Here is a 14,562-nt window from a genome sequence, read left to right on the forward strand (position 1 = left end):
GAATTCAATTTCGGGAAGGGCGCAAAATCAAAGTGCTACAGCGTCCTTTGCGCGCCGGCTGTGGCGCTGCTGGCGCGTTGTCGCGCCATGGGCCTTTGCTCCAACCAGGCGCATCGTCATTGAAAGATATGTGGCGGTTACCTCCGAGATCGATAGCCGCTCGCCCGGCCGGAACCAGACGATGACGCCGGTCATCATCTGGATCAGCGCCATGGCTGTCAGCCCTGTGTCTTCGACGCTGAACACGCCGGCTTCCGCGCCGTCGCGCAAAATGACGCGCAGCTCCTTCTCATAGGCGGTGCGCATACGCAGGATCCGCGTCAGGCGGTCATGCGACAGGCTGCGCAATTCCATGTTCGAGACATGGGTGGAATGGCGGCGCTCGACATGGAAGGCGATGTGGTTTTCGACATAGGCGGCGAGCCGGGTCGCCGGATCGGCCGCGGCCGGGCGGGCCGCGTCCCACGCCTCGATCAGCCCTTGCATGTGCTCGCGCATCAGCGTGAACAAGAGGTCTTGCTTGGTCGGAAAATAACGGTAGAGCGCCGCCGCCTGGACGCCGACCTCGGCGGCCAGCTGGCGCATCGACATTGCCTCATAGCCGAGACGCGCGATCAGGCTGACCGCCGCCTTGCGGACCGCTGCTTCGGTCTTTTCGCCGTCGGAACCGGTCGTGCGCGCCATGCAAGCCTCGTTGAGAGGGTAAGAATAAAACGAACGTTCAATTAATTCAAGGGAGCGACGACGCTTATCCTTCTCCCCTTGTGGGAGAAGGTGGATCGGCGCGCAGAGCCGAGACGGTTGAGGGGTGTTGGACGGAGTGCTGTCGGTGCCAAACTGGAACACCCCTCATCCGACCGAGCTTCGCTCGGCCACCTTCTCCCACAAGGGGAGAAGGGAAAGCGCGCTATTACCGCCACGGTTGCAAACTCTGGTCGCCGACATAAGCGATGATGGTGTCGCAGACGGCGTTCAAATCGCGCAGCACGTCGTTGTTCCAAAAGCGCAACACACGAAAGCCGCTCGCCTTCAATTCGGCGTCTCGCTCCCGGTCATAGTTTGAATCCGCATGCTGGCTGCCGTCGATTTCGACGATCAGCCTGGCCTCGGCGCAAACGAAATCGGCAATGAATCTGCCGATAGGAACCTGACGCCGGAATTTGACGCGGTCGAGCCTGCGCCCGCGCAGCTCGTGCCACAGGCGGTCCTCCGCTCTGTTGGCTTGCGCCGCATCGAGCGGGCGAAGCGACGTTTGGTTGGAGCGACGGGCTGATGCGGCATCGGGCGAGATTACCCGGCCTTGGCGCTCCGTCCAGCACCATCGTCACGCAAATCGCCGACCTTCGCGATTGACTCCCCCTTCTCCCCTTGTGGGAGAAGGTGGCCTCGCGAAGCGAGGTCGGATGAGGGGTGTTCCAGCTTGGCACCGCCGGCACTCCGTCCAACACCCCTCATCCGTCTCGGCGCTACGCGCCGATCCACCTTCTCCCACAAGGGGAGAAGGAAGAGCGCCTTTCAGTTCCCCCGTGCTGCCGCCAGTGCACCCGGCAATTCCTCGGCAAAAATGTCGAGCTCGTGGTCGAGGCCGACGCTGACCCTGATACAACGGTCGAGCACCGGCACCATCGGCTTGCGGATGAACACATCGCGCGACAAAAGCGCCTGCAGCACCTTCAGCGCGAAGGCGCCGCCGCCGCCGCAGTCTATGGTGACGAAATTGGTCGCCGAGGGCAGCGGCTTCAGCCCGTTCGCCTCGGCTATTTCAGCGATGCGCCGGCGGCCGGCAGCGACCCGCGCCACCACGCTTTGCAGATAGTCCTGATCGGCCAGCGCCTCGATGCCGGCGATCTGCGCCATGCGGCTGACGCCGTAGTGGTTGCGGATCTTCTCGAAATCGCGGATCACCTGGGCGTCGGCCACCGCATAGCCGCAGCGTATGCCGGCCAGCCCGTAGGCTTTCGAGAAGGTGCGCATGCGGATGACGTTCGGCCGTGACACGTCGATCGGCGGCAGCGCCGAGGCAGGGCCCAATTCGCCATAGGCCTCGTCGAGCACCAGCATGGTGGTCTCCGGCAGGGCTTCGATGAAGCGGATGAGTTCCGCCGCCTCCCAGCAACTGCCCATCGGATTGTCCGGGTTGGACAGGTAGACCAGCGGCGCTTTGTCCCTGGTGACCGCAGCCAACAGGCCGTCCAGGCTTTCCCGGTCGTTCTCGTAGGGGACCGCGACCAGCCGGCCGCCGACGCCGGCAATATGGAAATTGAAGGTCGGATAGGCGCCGAGCGAGGTGACCACCGCGTCGCCCGATGCCACATACATGCGCGCCACCAGGCTGAGCAACCCGTCTATGCCTTCGCCGATCACCACGTTTTCGACGCCAACGCCAAGATGCCCGGCAACAGTCACCTTCAAATCGTGATTGTCTGGATCACAATACATCCACATGTCGCCGGCGATGCCGGCCATGCGGGCTATGACGCGCGGCGAGGGGCCAAAACTGCTCTCATTGGCGCCGATGCGGGCGCGAAACGCGCGGCCGCGATCCCGCTCCTGCGCCTCCGGGCCGACAAACGGCACCGTCGAAGGAAGCACGCTGACGATCGGCGTGAGGGGAGGGCGCTGGCGCATGGCAAGTCTCGCAAAAAAAGGGGCTCGCTCGAAAAGTGCCTTCTTGCTAGCGCGGCACAGTTGGCCGCGCAAGCTCCCGCCTTGGCTGCAGCAGCATGCTGGATTCCCCCCGCACTTTTTGCTAGCGAGATATTTCTTTTTGCTAGCGAGATATCATGAACAATCGACTCCCGCCTGCCTGGTCAAAGCACATCAAGCCCGGACCCGCGCCAAAAGTGAAGGGGCCGATAGTGAAGCCTTTGGTGAGCCCGCAGAAAGCAAGCGCCCAATCGCGTGCGCAGGCCGACGACGCATTGCTGAAACAGGCATATGCCTTTCAGCAGGCGAAGCGGCTCGACGAGGCTCAGGACCTATGCCTTCGGGTTCTGGAGCGCACGCCAAACCATCCGCTCGCCTTATACATCCTGGGGACCATATACCTGGGTTACGACGATGAGCGGGCCTTGCGATATTTCGCACGGGCGGTCGGCGAGGAACCTAAAAACCCCTACTACCATCTCAGCCTGGGCGAGGCCTATGTGAAGGTCAGCGAGTATGCGCCAGCAATCAAGCATATGCAGTATGCCCTGGAACTGAAGCCCGGCCTTATCGAAGCACTTTGTGCATTGGGGCGTACTTACACGGCGTTCGACAAGCCCGACATGGCTTTGCCGCTTTACGAGAAGGCGCTGAAAATCAACCGCGATCATCCCAAGGTGCGAGCCGGGCTGGCCAGCGCGCTCAGCGGCCTGGGGCGTATGGATGAAGCCGCCGCCTATCTGAGAGAAGCAATCGCACGTCGTATTGGCGTGCCTTCTGCCTACAACGACCTTGTACAGACGCGAAACTTCACCGAGGAGCCCGAGGAGCTCCAATCCATCCTTCGTGAGCTCGGCAATCCGAAACTTGGTTCGGAAGGCGCGCAGCAACTCCATCACGCCGCCGGCAAGGTGCTGAACGATCTCAAGCGCTATGACGAGGCATTCGACCATTTCAACCAGGCGAAACAGGCCTCCGGCCAAAGGTTCGATATCGATCTGTATCGTCGGTGGGTCGATTCAATGATTGAAACCGTCACGCCGGACTTTTTGGCTGCCAGGGCCGGCTATGGAAATCCTTCCGACGCGCCTGTGTTCGTAGTTGGCATGCCCCGCTCGGGGACGACGCTCACCGAGCAGATCTGCGCCAGCCATCCCGACGTTCATGGCGCAGGGGAGCTTAGCAAACTGAGTCGGGTTGCTAATGCGATCGGCCTCAAGACATCATCGGCTGGTGATTTGAACCAGCCGATCACCTCGATCACGGAAGACCTGTCCAGAACCTTGGCCGAAGAGCATCTGTCCTATTTGCGGGAGCGGGCGCCTGCCGCACTTCGCGTCGTGGACAAGACGCCGCACAATTTTGAACTGATCGGCCTTATCGGGCTTCTTTTCCCCAACGCGCGCATCATTCATTGCCGACGTGATGCCATCGACAATTGCGTCTCCTGCTTCGTCCTCAACTTCAGCGAGGCACACAGCTACAACACCGACCTGACAACACTAGGCCTGTACTATCGCGAATATGACCGCCTGATGCGGCACTGGAACGAGGTCTTTCCAGGCCTTATCTTCGAAAACCGCTACGAAGCGCTGGTCGACGACCAGGAAGCCCAGTCACGCCGCCTGATAGATTATCTCGGGCTGCCTTGGGATGACGCCTGCCTGCGCTTTTTCGACAGGGATGGTTCGGTCAACACGCCCAGCCGCTGGCAGGTTCGCCAACCGATCTACAAATCGTCGGTCAAGCGCTGGAAGAATTATGAAAACGAAATTCAGCCGCTGATACAGTCGCTGGGCGATCTTGCTGAGATTTGACCGGGGCTCTCTCCTTCTCCCCTTGTGGGAGAAGGTGGCCGAGCGAAAGCTCGGTCGGATGAGGGGTGTTCCAGCTTGGCACCAACCGCACTCCGTCCAACACCCCTCAACCGTCTTGGCGCTGCGCGCCAATCCACCTTCTCCCACAGGGGGAGAAGGAAGAGCCCTGTCCGGCAGGACAGAGGGGGGGCGCGAAGGATCGCCGCTGCTTTCATTCTGTGCATCTGCTTTCATTCTGGGCAGCTGCATTATTCGGCTGAAAACATTCGCCCTTGACAGCCACGCCGACACGAAAAAACCCGGCGGTTGCCCGCCGGGTTCGAGTTCAGTCAAACGCTGCTGATTAGAACGAGCGCTGGAAGCGGAGCATGCCGCCGAGGCTGTCTTCGTCGTCCGCACCGGTCCAGTTGGAGAAGTCGGGCTCGTCGAAATCGCCGGCGTGCAGGTAATCGACTTCGGCCGTGATCGTCAGGCCCGGAACGATGTCATAGGCGATGTTGGCAGCGATGCCGAGGTTTTCGCCTTCGTCATACGAGATCTGGGTGTTGAACGAGGTCTTCTCGTTGATGGTGTAGGTGCCACCGCCCCAGACCGCCCAGTTGCCGCTCCACAGCTTGTACATGCCGCGGCCGCCGGCGACGGGTGTTGCGAAGCCGGGATCCTCGTAGTTGTCGTCAGTGCCGTAGCCGGCCATGATGAACAGCGACAGGTTCTCCATTGGGGTGACGTCGAGGCGAACCTTGCCGGCCACTTCTTCGTAGTTGGCGTCGTAAGCAATGACGCCGGTGATGGCGCCCCAGCCCTGCGTCCACTTCACGCCGCCGACAACATGCGGAACATAGCTGTCGATCGTGAAGTCGCCATAACCTTGTTCGAGCGAGACCACGGCCGAGAAGCCATTGCCGGCGTCGAAGTAGTACTGGACGACGTTGGTGTCGAACCCGCCGTAGGGAACCAGCGTATCCTGGATGACGTTGCCGGCGTAGCCGATGAACGTATCGTAGGCCGATTCGTCTTTACCGACGCGCAGGCCGCCGAGCTGGATCCAGGCGAAGTTCAGCGAAATGCCTTTGTTCTCGGCAGGGTTAGCGACAATGATAGTCTCACCTGGCAGCGGAGGCAGCGGACCGGCGGGGCCGTCCGGATCGGGACCGGGGACGTATGTGCTGCTGACGTGCCGGTTCCGGTTGCCGAAGTTGAAGCGGGTCTCGGTGTAGGTCTTCAAGGTGCCGAGCTCGGTTTCCTGGCCGGTCCAGGTCTTCAGGTTAAAGCGGGCCTGCTTGTAGTACGTGTCCTGGATGTCGCCGTCCTCGACGTCGAAGTTCTCAGCACCGTCGAACGAGCCGACGTCGCCGACGCCGATGTCGTAGCGGACATAGCCGCCGATGCGCAGGCAGGTCTCGGTGCCGGGGATGTAGAAGTAGCCAGCGCCGTAGACGTCGCAGATGCGGACGTATTCAGCGGGTTCCGGCTCGGCGACGACGACGGCGTCGGCGGCGCGCGCACCGGAAACTGCGACCAGAGCCGCAGCGGAGCCAAGAAGAAGGCTCTTGATGTTCATTTTCTGACCTCCAGTCAAAAGTTAAAAAACGGGTCTGGGTATTCTTTGCTGAAGGACAGCGTTCCCTGCCCCATCCCCACTACCGAAAAAGATGCGCACCGCGCCGCTCCTTCGAAACCGACATTACCCATGAGGCGGCGGCGTTCAACAACCATCGCATCGGCGAAAGGTCTGTGCAGGCGCTATCACCCTGCCTTGTTGCACAAATGACACGATTTGGCCTCACTCGGAAAGCTCCCGTTAACCATTGGGCTGCCGGAGACAGGTTGGAGACCCATTGCGCCAGCCCTTGCAATCCGGCCGATTCCGGCAATTGCCTGCCGCAATTGCGGCGATGTCTGTGAGTCGCCGGCCAAGGCATTGCCGCAGAATCGCCGCATGGCGAAAAGCGGCGAGCGCGAAGCGGGATGGCGGAGAGGATGGGATTCGAACCCACGAGAAGCTTTTGACCTCTACTCCCTTAGCAGGGGAGCGCCTTCGACCACTCGGCCACCTCTCCGTTGCGCTGGTGGATAAAGAAAAGCGCCGGCACAATCAACAAGCCTGACCCATTATCGTTGAAAAAACCGGCTCCCGGCGAAACGTTGCTCGGTCCTGTCCAGAAAAGCGGCGATGGCGCCTGGCAGGCCGCCGGTTTCGAGGAAAGGCGCATGGCCCTGGCCCTCGACCGTGATCGTCTCGATGCAAGGGTGACGGTGTCGCATCTGTTCGAAGGTTTCTGCCGACAGCAGCTTCGAATTGGCGCCGCGGATGGCGAGCAAGGGTATTGCCGCCAGTGCCTCGAACTGCGGCCACATGTCTGGCAGCTTCTGGGTCAGGTCGAGTCCCGCCAGCGTGTCGACCAGCTTCGGGTCGAAATCCGGCAACAATCCTCCACCCGTCTCTCGGTAGAGCGCCGCTGCCATCCGCTCCCAATCCGCCTCGGTCAGGCCAGGAAAGTCGCTGCCATGCGCGCCGCGCTGGGCGCCGACGGCCTCGGCGTAGGTTTTCGGCTTCGGCGCGCGCTCGAGATAGGAGCGGATATGGGCGAGACCGCCGGTCTCGAGCACCGGGCCGATATCGTTGAGCACGATAGCCCGCAGCACGGCCGGCCGCATCACGCCGAGCACATGGAGGATCAGCCCGCCACGCGACGTACCGATGAACGCCGCTTCCTCGATGCCCAGCGCCGCCAACCCGGCGAGGATGTCACCGGCTTCGACGCCGATATTGTAGTGGCCGATATCGGGGTCGTAGGCGGATTGCCCGCGCCCGCGATAGTCGAAAGCGACGATTTTTCGCGGCGTTTGCGCCCGCCGCGACAGATGCAGCGCCAGCTCATGAAAATCGCGGCTATTGCGGGTCAGGCCAGGCAGGCAGACGACCGGCCAGTGGCCGGAATTCGCTTCGCCATAGATGCGGGCGTGGAGTTCAAGCCCCTCCGGCGAGGCGTAGAAAAAATCGGAAAAACCGCTCGACATTTTGGGACTCGATTCCTCGCCGTTGTTGGATCGTCTCGACTGCTACAGGCGAGGGCGGGGGTGGTCAAATCGGAAGGCTCCCCCTTCTCCCCTTGTGGGAGAAGGTGGATCGGCGCGAAGCGCCGAGACGGTTGAGGGGTGCTGGACGGAGTGGCGTAGAGCCAAGCTGGAACACCCCTCATCCGACCGAGCTTCGCTCGGCCACCTTCTCCCACAAGGGGAGAAGGAAAGATCAACTCCGCCCGTTCACCAGGTCCCCGACAATGTCGTACTTGCCGGAAATACGCATCTTGTAGACTTCGTAATTCTCCATCACGCGCTGGACGTAACTTCTTGTTTCGGTATAGGGAATCCGCTCGATCCAGTCGATGACGGCGTCGATGTCCTTGCCGCGCGGGTCGCCGTATCTGGCCACCCACTGGGCGGCGCGGCCGGGGCCGGCATTGTAGCCGGCGAAGGTCAGCACATAGGAGCCGTCGAAGCGGCCGAGCTGCTCGCCGAGAAAGGCGGCGCCCAGGGTCGCATTGTAGCCGGCGTCGGTGGTCAGCCGCGCCTGCGAGAAGGTCATTCCGGCCTTGTCAGCCAATTGCCTGGCGGTCGCCGGCATCAGCTGCAGCAGGCCACGTGCGCCGGCGCTGGAGACGGCGCCGATGTTGAACTCGCTTTCCTGGCGGGCGATCGCATAGGCCAGCGCCTTGCCGGAGCCGGAAATGTTGGCGGTCTCGGGAATGGCGCCGAGCGGATGCGAAAGCGCCCCGACATCGATGCCGCGAGCGCCGGCGATCTTGCCGACCTTCAGTGCCAGAAAGTGATTGCCCTGCTTTTCCGCCATCGCGGCCAGCAGCGCCAGCTCTCCGGGACTGCTCAACTGTCCGGCGAGGTCGCGGTAAAGCGTGTCGGCGTAGCGCTGATAGCCCGCCTGCTGCAGTCGCCTGATGGCGCTGACCGCCTCGCGGCTGGAAAAATTCCGGTGATCGCTGGCGCTCGGCTGCGGATGGGCGATGTTGAGGACCTGCCGGCCGACGCGCTCACCGGCGAGCTGGCCGTAGAACGTCGTGCCGTAGGCGGCGGCACGGCTAAAATAAACCCTGGCGCTGCCGGGGCCGCCGGCTTCGGCGGCACGGCCGAGCCAATAGTAGGCGCGCGACAGCGATATCGGCCCCTGGGCGAGACCGGCGATCCGCTCAAAATGCTTGGCAGCGGTGGCAGGATCGTTGAGGCCGCGCAGCGCGTACCAGCCGGCATGAAACTCCGCATCCGCCGCGTTGGCAGCAGTTTCGCCGGCGTGTGCGGCGACTATCCTGTAGGCGGTCTTCATGTCGCCCTGGTCGACCAGTTCGCGCGACAGCACCCGGCGCTCGGCCCACCAGACATCCGGGTCGATCAGAGCGTTGCGGTCGCTCGGCGCCTTCATCACCATTGCGGCGGCGTCGGAAAACTTCTGCTGCTTGCGCAGATATTGGGCTTGGGCGAAGAGATAGCCGGCCGAACGCTGCGCGGCGGGCACCGCCTTCAGCAGCCTGGCCGCGTTCTTGTCGCCCGCATTCTTGTCGCCCTTGTCCGCCGCGGCCCAGGCGTCGGCCAGTTGCCGGGCGCGCGCAAGGCCGGCGACGCGCAGCGCCGAACTGACCCGGTCGGCATAAAACATACGCTCCATGCGGAAACGGTGGTCGGCTGCGGGGATCAGCGTGCCGAATTCCTGGATGATCGCCGCCTCGTCCCTGGCTTGCAGTTTTTCGGTGCGCCAGAAAGGCGACAGCACCGAGCGCGCCGCCTGGACGTTGCCCTGCGAGACATAGGAGCGGGCGAGAATCACCACGCCCTCGGCTGTTTGCGGCTGGCTGCCGCCGAAAGCCTGCACCACGATCTCAGGCGAGGGGTTCTCGCGGTAGAGCGCGCGCTCGCTGTTCTTGCGCAACGCGATCATGCCCGGCCAGTTCGGCAGCATTTTCGCAGCATCGGCGATGTCGCCGCTTGGCACCTTGTCGCCGCCATAGAACGCGATCGCCCAGGCAAGGATGTGCTGGTCGAGCGAATTGACCGGCAGGGCGTCGCGCACCTGGCGCGCACCGGCAATGTCGTTTGCCGCCAGCGCATCGAGGCCGCTCTTCAACCTGGCGACGCTGGCGGGAGGGGATTCCGGACCCTGCAGGCCGGTATCCAGCAGGTTTGGCTTCGGAATGGTCGACGTGACCTGTGCATCGACCTTGCCGGCGGCCACAAGGGTCGGCGTCAACAGGAGAATTGCGCCAAGCAGCGCGAAAAAATGAGGCTGCCGGGTCGGCATCGTCTTCATCATTTCCTGTCTTGCACAATCACCAACAGGCACAGATCAACTGAACCCTAGTTGGCTGTGGTGAAGAGCCTGTAAACGGGGCTATCGAAGTCGTTCAAATTGCGCTTGCTGGCATTCTTGTCATGCTTGCCGCGCAACAATGTCGAGACTATGGTGCGCCGCTTCGCTTTCGGCTAGAAGGCGCGCACGACAAAACACCTGCAGCGCCGCGCGTCGTCTCGGACGCGCAAAGGACGCTGTGGCACTTTATATTTTGGCGCATGATCTTTCCGTGAATCGGCTCCGATTTTCGGGCTCGTGCGCCAGTCCCAAGGAGTTGGACGACATGCTGAGAGGCTCGCTTACCGCGCTCGTGACACCGTTCGAAAAGAGCGGCCGTTTCGACGAGAAAGCGTTTCGCGCCTTCATCGCCTGGCAGATCGCTGAAGGCACGACCGGCGTGGTTCCGGTCGGCACCACCGGCGAGTCGCCGACGCTGTCGCATGACGAGCACCGCCACGTCGTCAAAGTGTGCGTCGAGATGGCAAAGGGCCGCGTTCCGGTCGTCGCCGGCGCCGGCTCCAACAACACCGAGGAGGCGGTTGGCCTGGTGCAATATGCCGAGAAGGCCGGCGCCGACGCGGCACTCGTCGTCACGCCCTACTACAACCGGCCGACGCAGCGCGGCCTCTATGCGCATTTCGCTGCCGTCGCCAAGGCGACCAGCCTGCCGATCATCATCTACAACATTCCGCCGCGCTCGGTGATCGACATGATGCCCGAGACGATGGGCCAGTTGGTACATGACTTCAAGAACATCGTCGGCGTCAAGGACGCCACCGGCAAGGTCGAGCGGGTTTCCGAGCAGCGTGCCACCTGTGGCAAGGATTTCATCCAGCTTTCCGGCGAGGACGCCTCGGCACTCGGTTTCAACGCCCATGGCGGCGTCGGCTGCATCTCGGTGACGGCGAATGTCGCGCCGCGGCTGTGCGCCGAATTCCAGGAGGCGACGCTTTCCGGCGACAGCGCCAAGGCGCTGGACTTGCAGGACCGCCTGCTGCCGCTGCACAAGGCGATTTTCCTGGAACCCGGCGTGTCCGGCGCGAAATATGCGCTGTCGAAGCTCGGCAAGGTCGAGAACGTGCTGCGTTCGCCGCTGGTCACCGTCGAGCAGTCGACCGCCGAGAAGATCGATGCGGCCATGAAGCACGCCGGCTTGATTAACTAGCGAGCCCGTTTGGAAACTCTACTCCTGCGGCCATCTGAAGGCGTCACCTGCGCTTCCGGTGCTCACGTACTATATGTACGCTCCGCTCCGGTTCGCGCATGGCCCCGAAAGCGTTCGCTTTCGGAAAGGACCATGCGCAAGCTCAGGCTTCTAGAGCGTCCTTTGCGCGTTTGAAAAACGCGCGGCGCTCTAGTGCCACCATCATCTGACTCGCAGGAGCGAGTTTCGAAACGGACTCTAGACGTCATGAACCAGGTCAGAAAAGCCGATCCCAACAACAAGACCGTTGCGGAAAACCGCAAGGCGCGGTTTTCCTACGAGGTGCTCGACACGATCGAGGCCGGCCTGGTGCTGACCGGCACCGAGGTGAAGTCGCTGCGCCAGGGCCAGGCCAACATCCAGGACAGCTACGCCTCGGTCGAGGGCGGCGAGATCTGGCTGATCAACTCCTATCTGCCGGAATATCTGCAGGCCAACCGCTTCAACCACGAGCCACGCCGGCGCCGCAAACTCCTGCTCAACAAGCGCGAGATGGCCAAGCTGTCGCAGAGCGTCGATCGCGAAGGCATGACGCTGGTGCCGCTAAAAATCTATTTCAATGAAAAAGGCAGGGCGAAGCTTTTGCTCGCCGTCGGCCGCGGCAAGAAACTGCACGACAAGCGCGAGACCGAAAAGCAGCGCGACTGGTCGCGCGAAAAGGGCCGGCTGCTGAAGGAGCGTGGGTGAGGAGCGGTCCGCGAAGCGGACGAAAAGCCAACGATTTGGCTTTTCGAGCGACGAACGCCCGGAGCCATAGCGGAGGGCAGGGCGGTTCAACAGGGATAGGCCTCTTTTGAAGAACCGGATGAGGAACCGGATTGTCTTTTGGGGTGCAGCCAGCCTGATCCTGGCGTGCCTTGTCACGGCCGCCGGCTATTTTTACTCCCGACCGTTTTCTCCGGACCGCGGCAAATATCCGGTCAGGGGCATCGACGTTTCGCATCACCAGCGACAGATCGACTGGCGGCGTGTTGCCGCCGACGATGTCGCCTTCGCCATCATCAAGGCAACTGAGGGCGGCGACCATGTCGACGATGCCTTCGCCGCCAATCTGCGCGAGGCGCGTGCGGCTGGTCTGGCGGTCGGCGCCTATCATTTCTTCACCTTCTGCAGGCCTGGCGCCGATCAGGCGAAGAATTTCATCTCCGTCGTGCCGCGCGATCAAACGCTGCTGCCCCCGGTGGTTGATATCGAATTCGTCGGCAATTGCCCGCGACGGCCATCGCCCGAAGAATTGAGCGTTGAACTCTCGGCTTTCCTCGGCCCTGTCGAGGCTGCTTTCGGCAAGACGGCGATCCTTTACGTGACCGACGACGCGGCACGGGCCTATACCAGCCAGATCGTCGGCCGCCCGCGCTGGGTTCGTTCGCTGGCGCTGCAGCCAGGTCATGACGACTGGATCTATTGGCAGTACCACGACAGCGGTCGCGTCGACGGCATCACCGGCGATGTCGATCTGAATGTGCTTCAGGGCGGGCCGGAGAAATTGGCCGAGCTGTTTGCGTCACCGCCCGAATCTATCTCTCCAGAAACGCCGCTATCTCCCTGAAGACGTTGACGAACATTGCTTCCGTCAGCACGCCGGTGTTGGTGTTGTAGCGCGAGCAATGATAGCTGGAAAACAGCGTCACGCCATTGGTTTGCTGCTGCCCGCCATGCTTGAACGGATAAGCGGCGACACGCTGGCCGAGCGCCCGCACGGTCGACTGGTGCGCGATCGAGCCCAGCGCCAGCACGGCGCGCAGGTTCTTGAACCGCGCGATCGTCGGCACCAGGAACGTCCGGCAGGTGGCGATCTCGGCGCCGGCCGGCTTGTTGTCCGGCGGCACGCAGCGAACTGCATTGGTGATCGCCGTGCCGACAAGCTCCAGCCCGTCATCGGGCCGCGCCTTGAATTGGCCGCGGGCAAAGCCGTGTGCGATCAGCGTGTTGTAGAGCAGGTCGCCGGCAAAATCGCCGGTGAAGGGGCGTCCGGTGCGGTTTGCGCCGCGCAGGCCCGGCGCCAGTCCGACGATCAGCAGCCGCACCGCATCCTCGCCCTCGGGTGGCAGAAAGGTCGGCACTGGTGCATTGAACCAGGACGGCTCGCGCTGCCGCCATTGCGCGATAAAATCATGCAGCCGCGGGCAGAGCGGGCAATCGCGGTCGGGCTCCGAGGACGCGACCAGGGGAGCGGTCAAGACCGCCGCCGTCAATACTCGTCCTCGTCGACTTCGGCCGGTTCGGGCCGGCGCACCGGCCGCTCGGACGGATCGCGGCCGACATCGCTCTTCAAGGTAATCAGGTCGATGAAATGATCGGCCTGGCGGCGCAGATCGTCGGAAATCATCGGCGGCTGCGAAGCCATGGTCGAGACGATCGAGACCTTGCGCCCGCGCCGCTGCAGCGCCTCGACCAGCGTGCGGAAATCGCCGTCGCCGGAAAAGATGACATAGTGGTCGACGACATCGGCGAGTTCCAGTGCATCGACGGTCAGCTCGATGTCCATATTGCCCTTGATCTTGCGGCGGCCGGTCGAGTCGGTGAACTCCTTGGCCGGCTTGGTCACCACCTTGAAGCCGTTATAGTCGAGCCAATCGATCAGCGGCCGGATCGAGGAATATTCCTGATCCTCGACCAGCGCGGTGTAGTAGTAGGCACGCAGCAGGTAGCCGCGCTTCTGGAAGTTCGACAAAAGCCTGCGGTAGTCGATGTCGAAGCCGAGCGCGCGCGAGGTGGCGTAAAGATTGGCACCGTCGATGAAAAGAGCGATTTTCTCACGAGGGTCGAACATGGAAATATTCCTTTTCGAAAATAAGCGGCCGTCTAAATGCGCGTGACTATCGGTCGGCTTGAAATAACCGGCTGACCTTCGTCATTCGAGATAACGCCGGTTTTACGGCAATCCAAGGGTATGATGCTGCATAGCAAGCAATTGTGATCGGTGCCGCATGTCGCAGGCGGCGCGCGCCCAGACTGGCCTTGGCCAGACCCCGGGACCATGCCCCCAGGCCCGGCATTGTCCGGCACTGCCAAAAAGCTTGTATTTTGGCGGCGTTCGGGTTATGGACCGCGCCTGTTTTCCATCAAATCCAGGCATGAAAGGGGCAGCTCATGGCCCGCGTAACCGTTGAAGATTGCATCGACAAGGTCAACAACCGCTTCGAGCTCGTGCTTCTGGCCGGCCACCGCGCCCGTCAGATCAGCCAGGGCGCGCAGATCACCGTTCCTCGTGACAACGACAAGAATCCGGTCATCGCGCTGCGCGAGATCGCCGAGGAGACATTGTCGCCCGACGACCTCAAGGAAGACCTGATCCACTCGCTGCAGAAGCATGTCGAGGTCGATGAGCCGGAAGCCGACGGCGAGGCGATCGCCGACCAGACCGGCACCGCCGCTGCGGCAACCGACGCCGACGACACCGAGGACAATATCACCTTCGACCGCATGACCGAGGAAGACCTCCTGGCCGGCATCGAAGGTCTGGTGCCGCCGGAAAAAAGCGACGATTATTGATCTTCCCACCGGCCGCCGACACTTTCGCGCCGGCGGTTTCG

Annotated in this window: 13 protein-coding genes and 1 tRNA gene; 5 read left to right on the top strand and 9 right to left on the bottom strand. The window is 62.4% G+C overall.

Features of this window, described 5'->3' with window-relative positions:
* Positions 1-27: 27 nt before the first annotated feature.
* The 3 genes from AC0L2R_RS15165 to AC0L2R_RS15175 form a co-directional block, all read right to left on the bottom strand.
* Complete coding sequence (locus AC0L2R_RS15165; protein ID WP_473509932.1) at positions 28-684, bottom strand: TetR/AcrR family transcriptional regulator; 657 nt, start codon at positions 682-684, stop codon at positions 28-30.
* 226 nt (positions 685-910) lie between these two features.
* The gene (locus AC0L2R_RS15170) at positions 911-1,291 is read right to left on the bottom strand and encodes an endonuclease domain-containing protein (protein ID WP_473510084.1); all 381 of its coding nucleotides are present in this window, start codon (positions 1,289-1,291) and stop codon (positions 911-913) included.
* A 224-nt stretch (positions 1,292-1,515) separates the two neighbouring features.
* The gene (locus AC0L2R_RS15175; RefSeq protein ID WP_473509933.1) at positions 1,516-2,628 is read right to left on the bottom strand and encodes a pyridoxal phosphate-dependent aminotransferase; all 1,113 of its coding nucleotides are present in this window, start codon (positions 2,626-2,628) and stop codon (positions 1,516-1,518) included.
* A 155-nt stretch (positions 2,629-2,783) separates the two neighbouring features.
* Here AC0L2R_RS15175 and AC0L2R_RS15180 point away from each other — a divergent pair, with 155 nt between their 5' ends.
* Positions 2,784-4,463, top strand: coding sequence for a tetratricopeptide repeat-containing sulfotransferase family protein (locus AC0L2R_RS15180; protein ID WP_473509934.1), 1,680 nt, complete (start codon positions 2,784-2,786; stop codon positions 4,461-4,463).
* Between the two features lie 343 nt (positions 4,464-4,806).
* Here AC0L2R_RS15180 and AC0L2R_RS15185 read toward each other — a convergent pair whose 3' ends face one another.
* The 4 genes from AC0L2R_RS15185 to AC0L2R_RS15200 form a co-directional block, all read right to left on the bottom strand.
* The gene (locus tag AC0L2R_RS15185) at positions 4,807-6,024 is read right to left on the bottom strand and encodes a porin (RefSeq protein WP_473509935.1); all 1,218 of its coding nucleotides are present in this window, start codon (positions 6,022-6,024) and stop codon (positions 4,807-4,809) included.
* Positions 6,025-6,432: 408 nt separating this feature from the next.
* Positions 6,433-6,523: transfer RNA gene (locus tag AC0L2R_RS15190), tRNA-Ser, on the bottom strand.
* Positions 6,524-6,575: 52 nt separating this feature from the next.
* A complete protein-coding gene (locus AC0L2R_RS15195; protein WP_473509936.1) occupies positions 6,576-7,484 on the bottom strand; it encodes an alpha/beta fold hydrolase in 909 nt (302 codons plus the stop codon).
* A gap of 232 nt (positions 7,485-7,716) precedes the next feature.
* Positions 7,717-9,771, bottom strand: coding sequence for a lytic transglycosylase domain-containing protein (locus AC0L2R_RS15200; RefSeq protein WP_473510086.1), 2,055 nt, complete (start codon positions 9,769-9,771; stop codon positions 7,717-7,719).
* A gap of 334 nt (positions 9,772-10,105) precedes the next feature.
* Between AC0L2R_RS15200 and dapA the strand changes: the two genes are divergently transcribed.
* The 3 genes from dapA (at position 10,106) to AC0L2R_RS15215 (ending at position 12,575) form a co-directional block, all read left to right on the top strand.
* Complete coding sequence (dapA, locus tag AC0L2R_RS15205; protein ID WP_473509938.1) at positions 10,106-10,987, top strand: 4-hydroxy-tetrahydrodipicolinate synthase; 882 nt, start codon at positions 10,106-10,108, stop codon at positions 10,985-10,987.
* Between the two features lie 246 nt (positions 10,988-11,233).
* The gene (smpB, locus tag AC0L2R_RS15210) at positions 11,234-11,713 is read left to right on the top strand and encodes an SsrA-binding protein SmpB (RefSeq protein ID WP_128172698.1); all 480 of its coding nucleotides are present in this window, start codon (positions 11,234-11,236) and stop codon (positions 11,711-11,713) included.
* 118 nt (positions 11,714-11,831) lie between these two features.
* Complete coding sequence (locus AC0L2R_RS15215; protein ID WP_473509939.1) at positions 11,832-12,575, top strand: glycoside hydrolase family 25 protein; 744 nt, start codon at positions 11,832-11,834, stop codon at positions 12,573-12,575.
* Here AC0L2R_RS15215 and AC0L2R_RS15220 read toward each other — a convergent pair.
* Both AC0L2R_RS15220 and AC0L2R_RS15225 read right to left on the bottom strand, forming a co-directional pair.
* On the bottom strand, positions 12,544-13,221 hold the full coding sequence (locus tag AC0L2R_RS15220; RefSeq protein WP_373420431.1) for a uracil-DNA glycosylase: 678 nt from the start codon (positions 13,219-13,221) through the stop codon (positions 12,544-12,546). The genes AC0L2R_RS15215 and AC0L2R_RS15220 overlap by 32 nt on opposite strands.
* Positions 13,218-13,799, bottom strand: a complete 582-nt coding sequence (locus AC0L2R_RS15225) for a LabA-like NYN domain-containing protein (RefSeq protein WP_023800773.1) — start codon at positions 13,797-13,799, stop codon at positions 13,218-13,220. The genes AC0L2R_RS15220 and AC0L2R_RS15225 overlap by 4 nt, the downstream gene beginning before the upstream one ends.
* 320 nt (positions 13,800-14,119) lie before the next feature.
* Between AC0L2R_RS15225 and rpoZ the strand changes: the two genes are divergently transcribed.
* On the top strand, positions 14,120-14,521 hold the full coding sequence (gene rpoZ / locus AC0L2R_RS15230; RefSeq protein WP_023800772.1) for a DNA-directed RNA polymerase subunit omega: 402 nt from the start codon (positions 14,120-14,122) through the stop codon (positions 14,519-14,521).
* The last annotated feature ends 41 nt before the right edge of the window (positions 14,522-14,562 follow it).

This window comes from Mesorhizobium sp. WSM4820 (genome assembly GCF_055811075.1).

Bases quoted from the DNA above. Each gene is read 5' to 3' on its own strand.
- AC0L2R_RS15165 (WP_473509932.1), bottom strand. From the start codon at position 684: ATGGCGCGCACGACCGGTTCCGACGGCGAAAAGACCGAAGCAGCGGTC.
- AC0L2R_RS15175 (WP_473509933.1), bottom strand. From the start codon at position 2,628: ATGCGCCAGCGCCCTCCCCTCACGCCGATCGTCAGCGTGCTTCCTTCG.
- AC0L2R_RS15180 (WP_473509934.1), top strand. From the start codon at position 2,784: ATGAACAATCGACTCCCGCCTGCCTGGTCAAAGCACATCAAGCCCGGA.
- AC0L2R_RS15185 (WP_473509935.1), bottom strand. From the start codon at position 6,024: ATGAACATCAAGAGCCTTCTTCTTGGCTCCGCTGCGGCTCTGGTCGCA.
- AC0L2R_RS15195 (WP_473509936.1), bottom strand. From the start codon at position 7,484: ATGTCGAGCGGTTTTTCCGATTTTTTCTACGCCTCGCCGGAGGGGCTT.
- AC0L2R_RS15200 (WP_473510086.1), bottom strand. From the start codon at position 9,771: ATGCCGACCCGGCAGCCTCATTTTTTCGCGCTGCTTGGCGCAATTCTC.
- dapA (WP_473509938.1), top strand. From the start codon at position 10,106: ATGCTGAGAGGCTCGCTTACCGCGCTCGTGACACCGTTCGAAAAGAGC.
- smpB (WP_128172698.1), top strand. From the start codon at position 11,234: ATGAACCAGGTCAGAAAAGCCGATCCCAACAACAAGACCGTTGCGGAA.
- AC0L2R_RS15215 (WP_473509939.1), top strand. From the start codon at position 11,832: ATGAGGAACCGGATTGTCTTTTGGGGTGCAGCCAGCCTGATCCTGGCG.
- AC0L2R_RS15225 (WP_023800773.1), bottom strand. From the start codon at position 13,799: ATGTTCGACCCTCGTGAGAAAATCGCTCTTTTCATCGACGGTGCCAAT.
- rpoZ (WP_023800772.1), top strand. From the start codon at position 14,120: ATGGCCCGCGTAACCGTTGAAGATTGCATCGACAAGGTCAACAACCGC.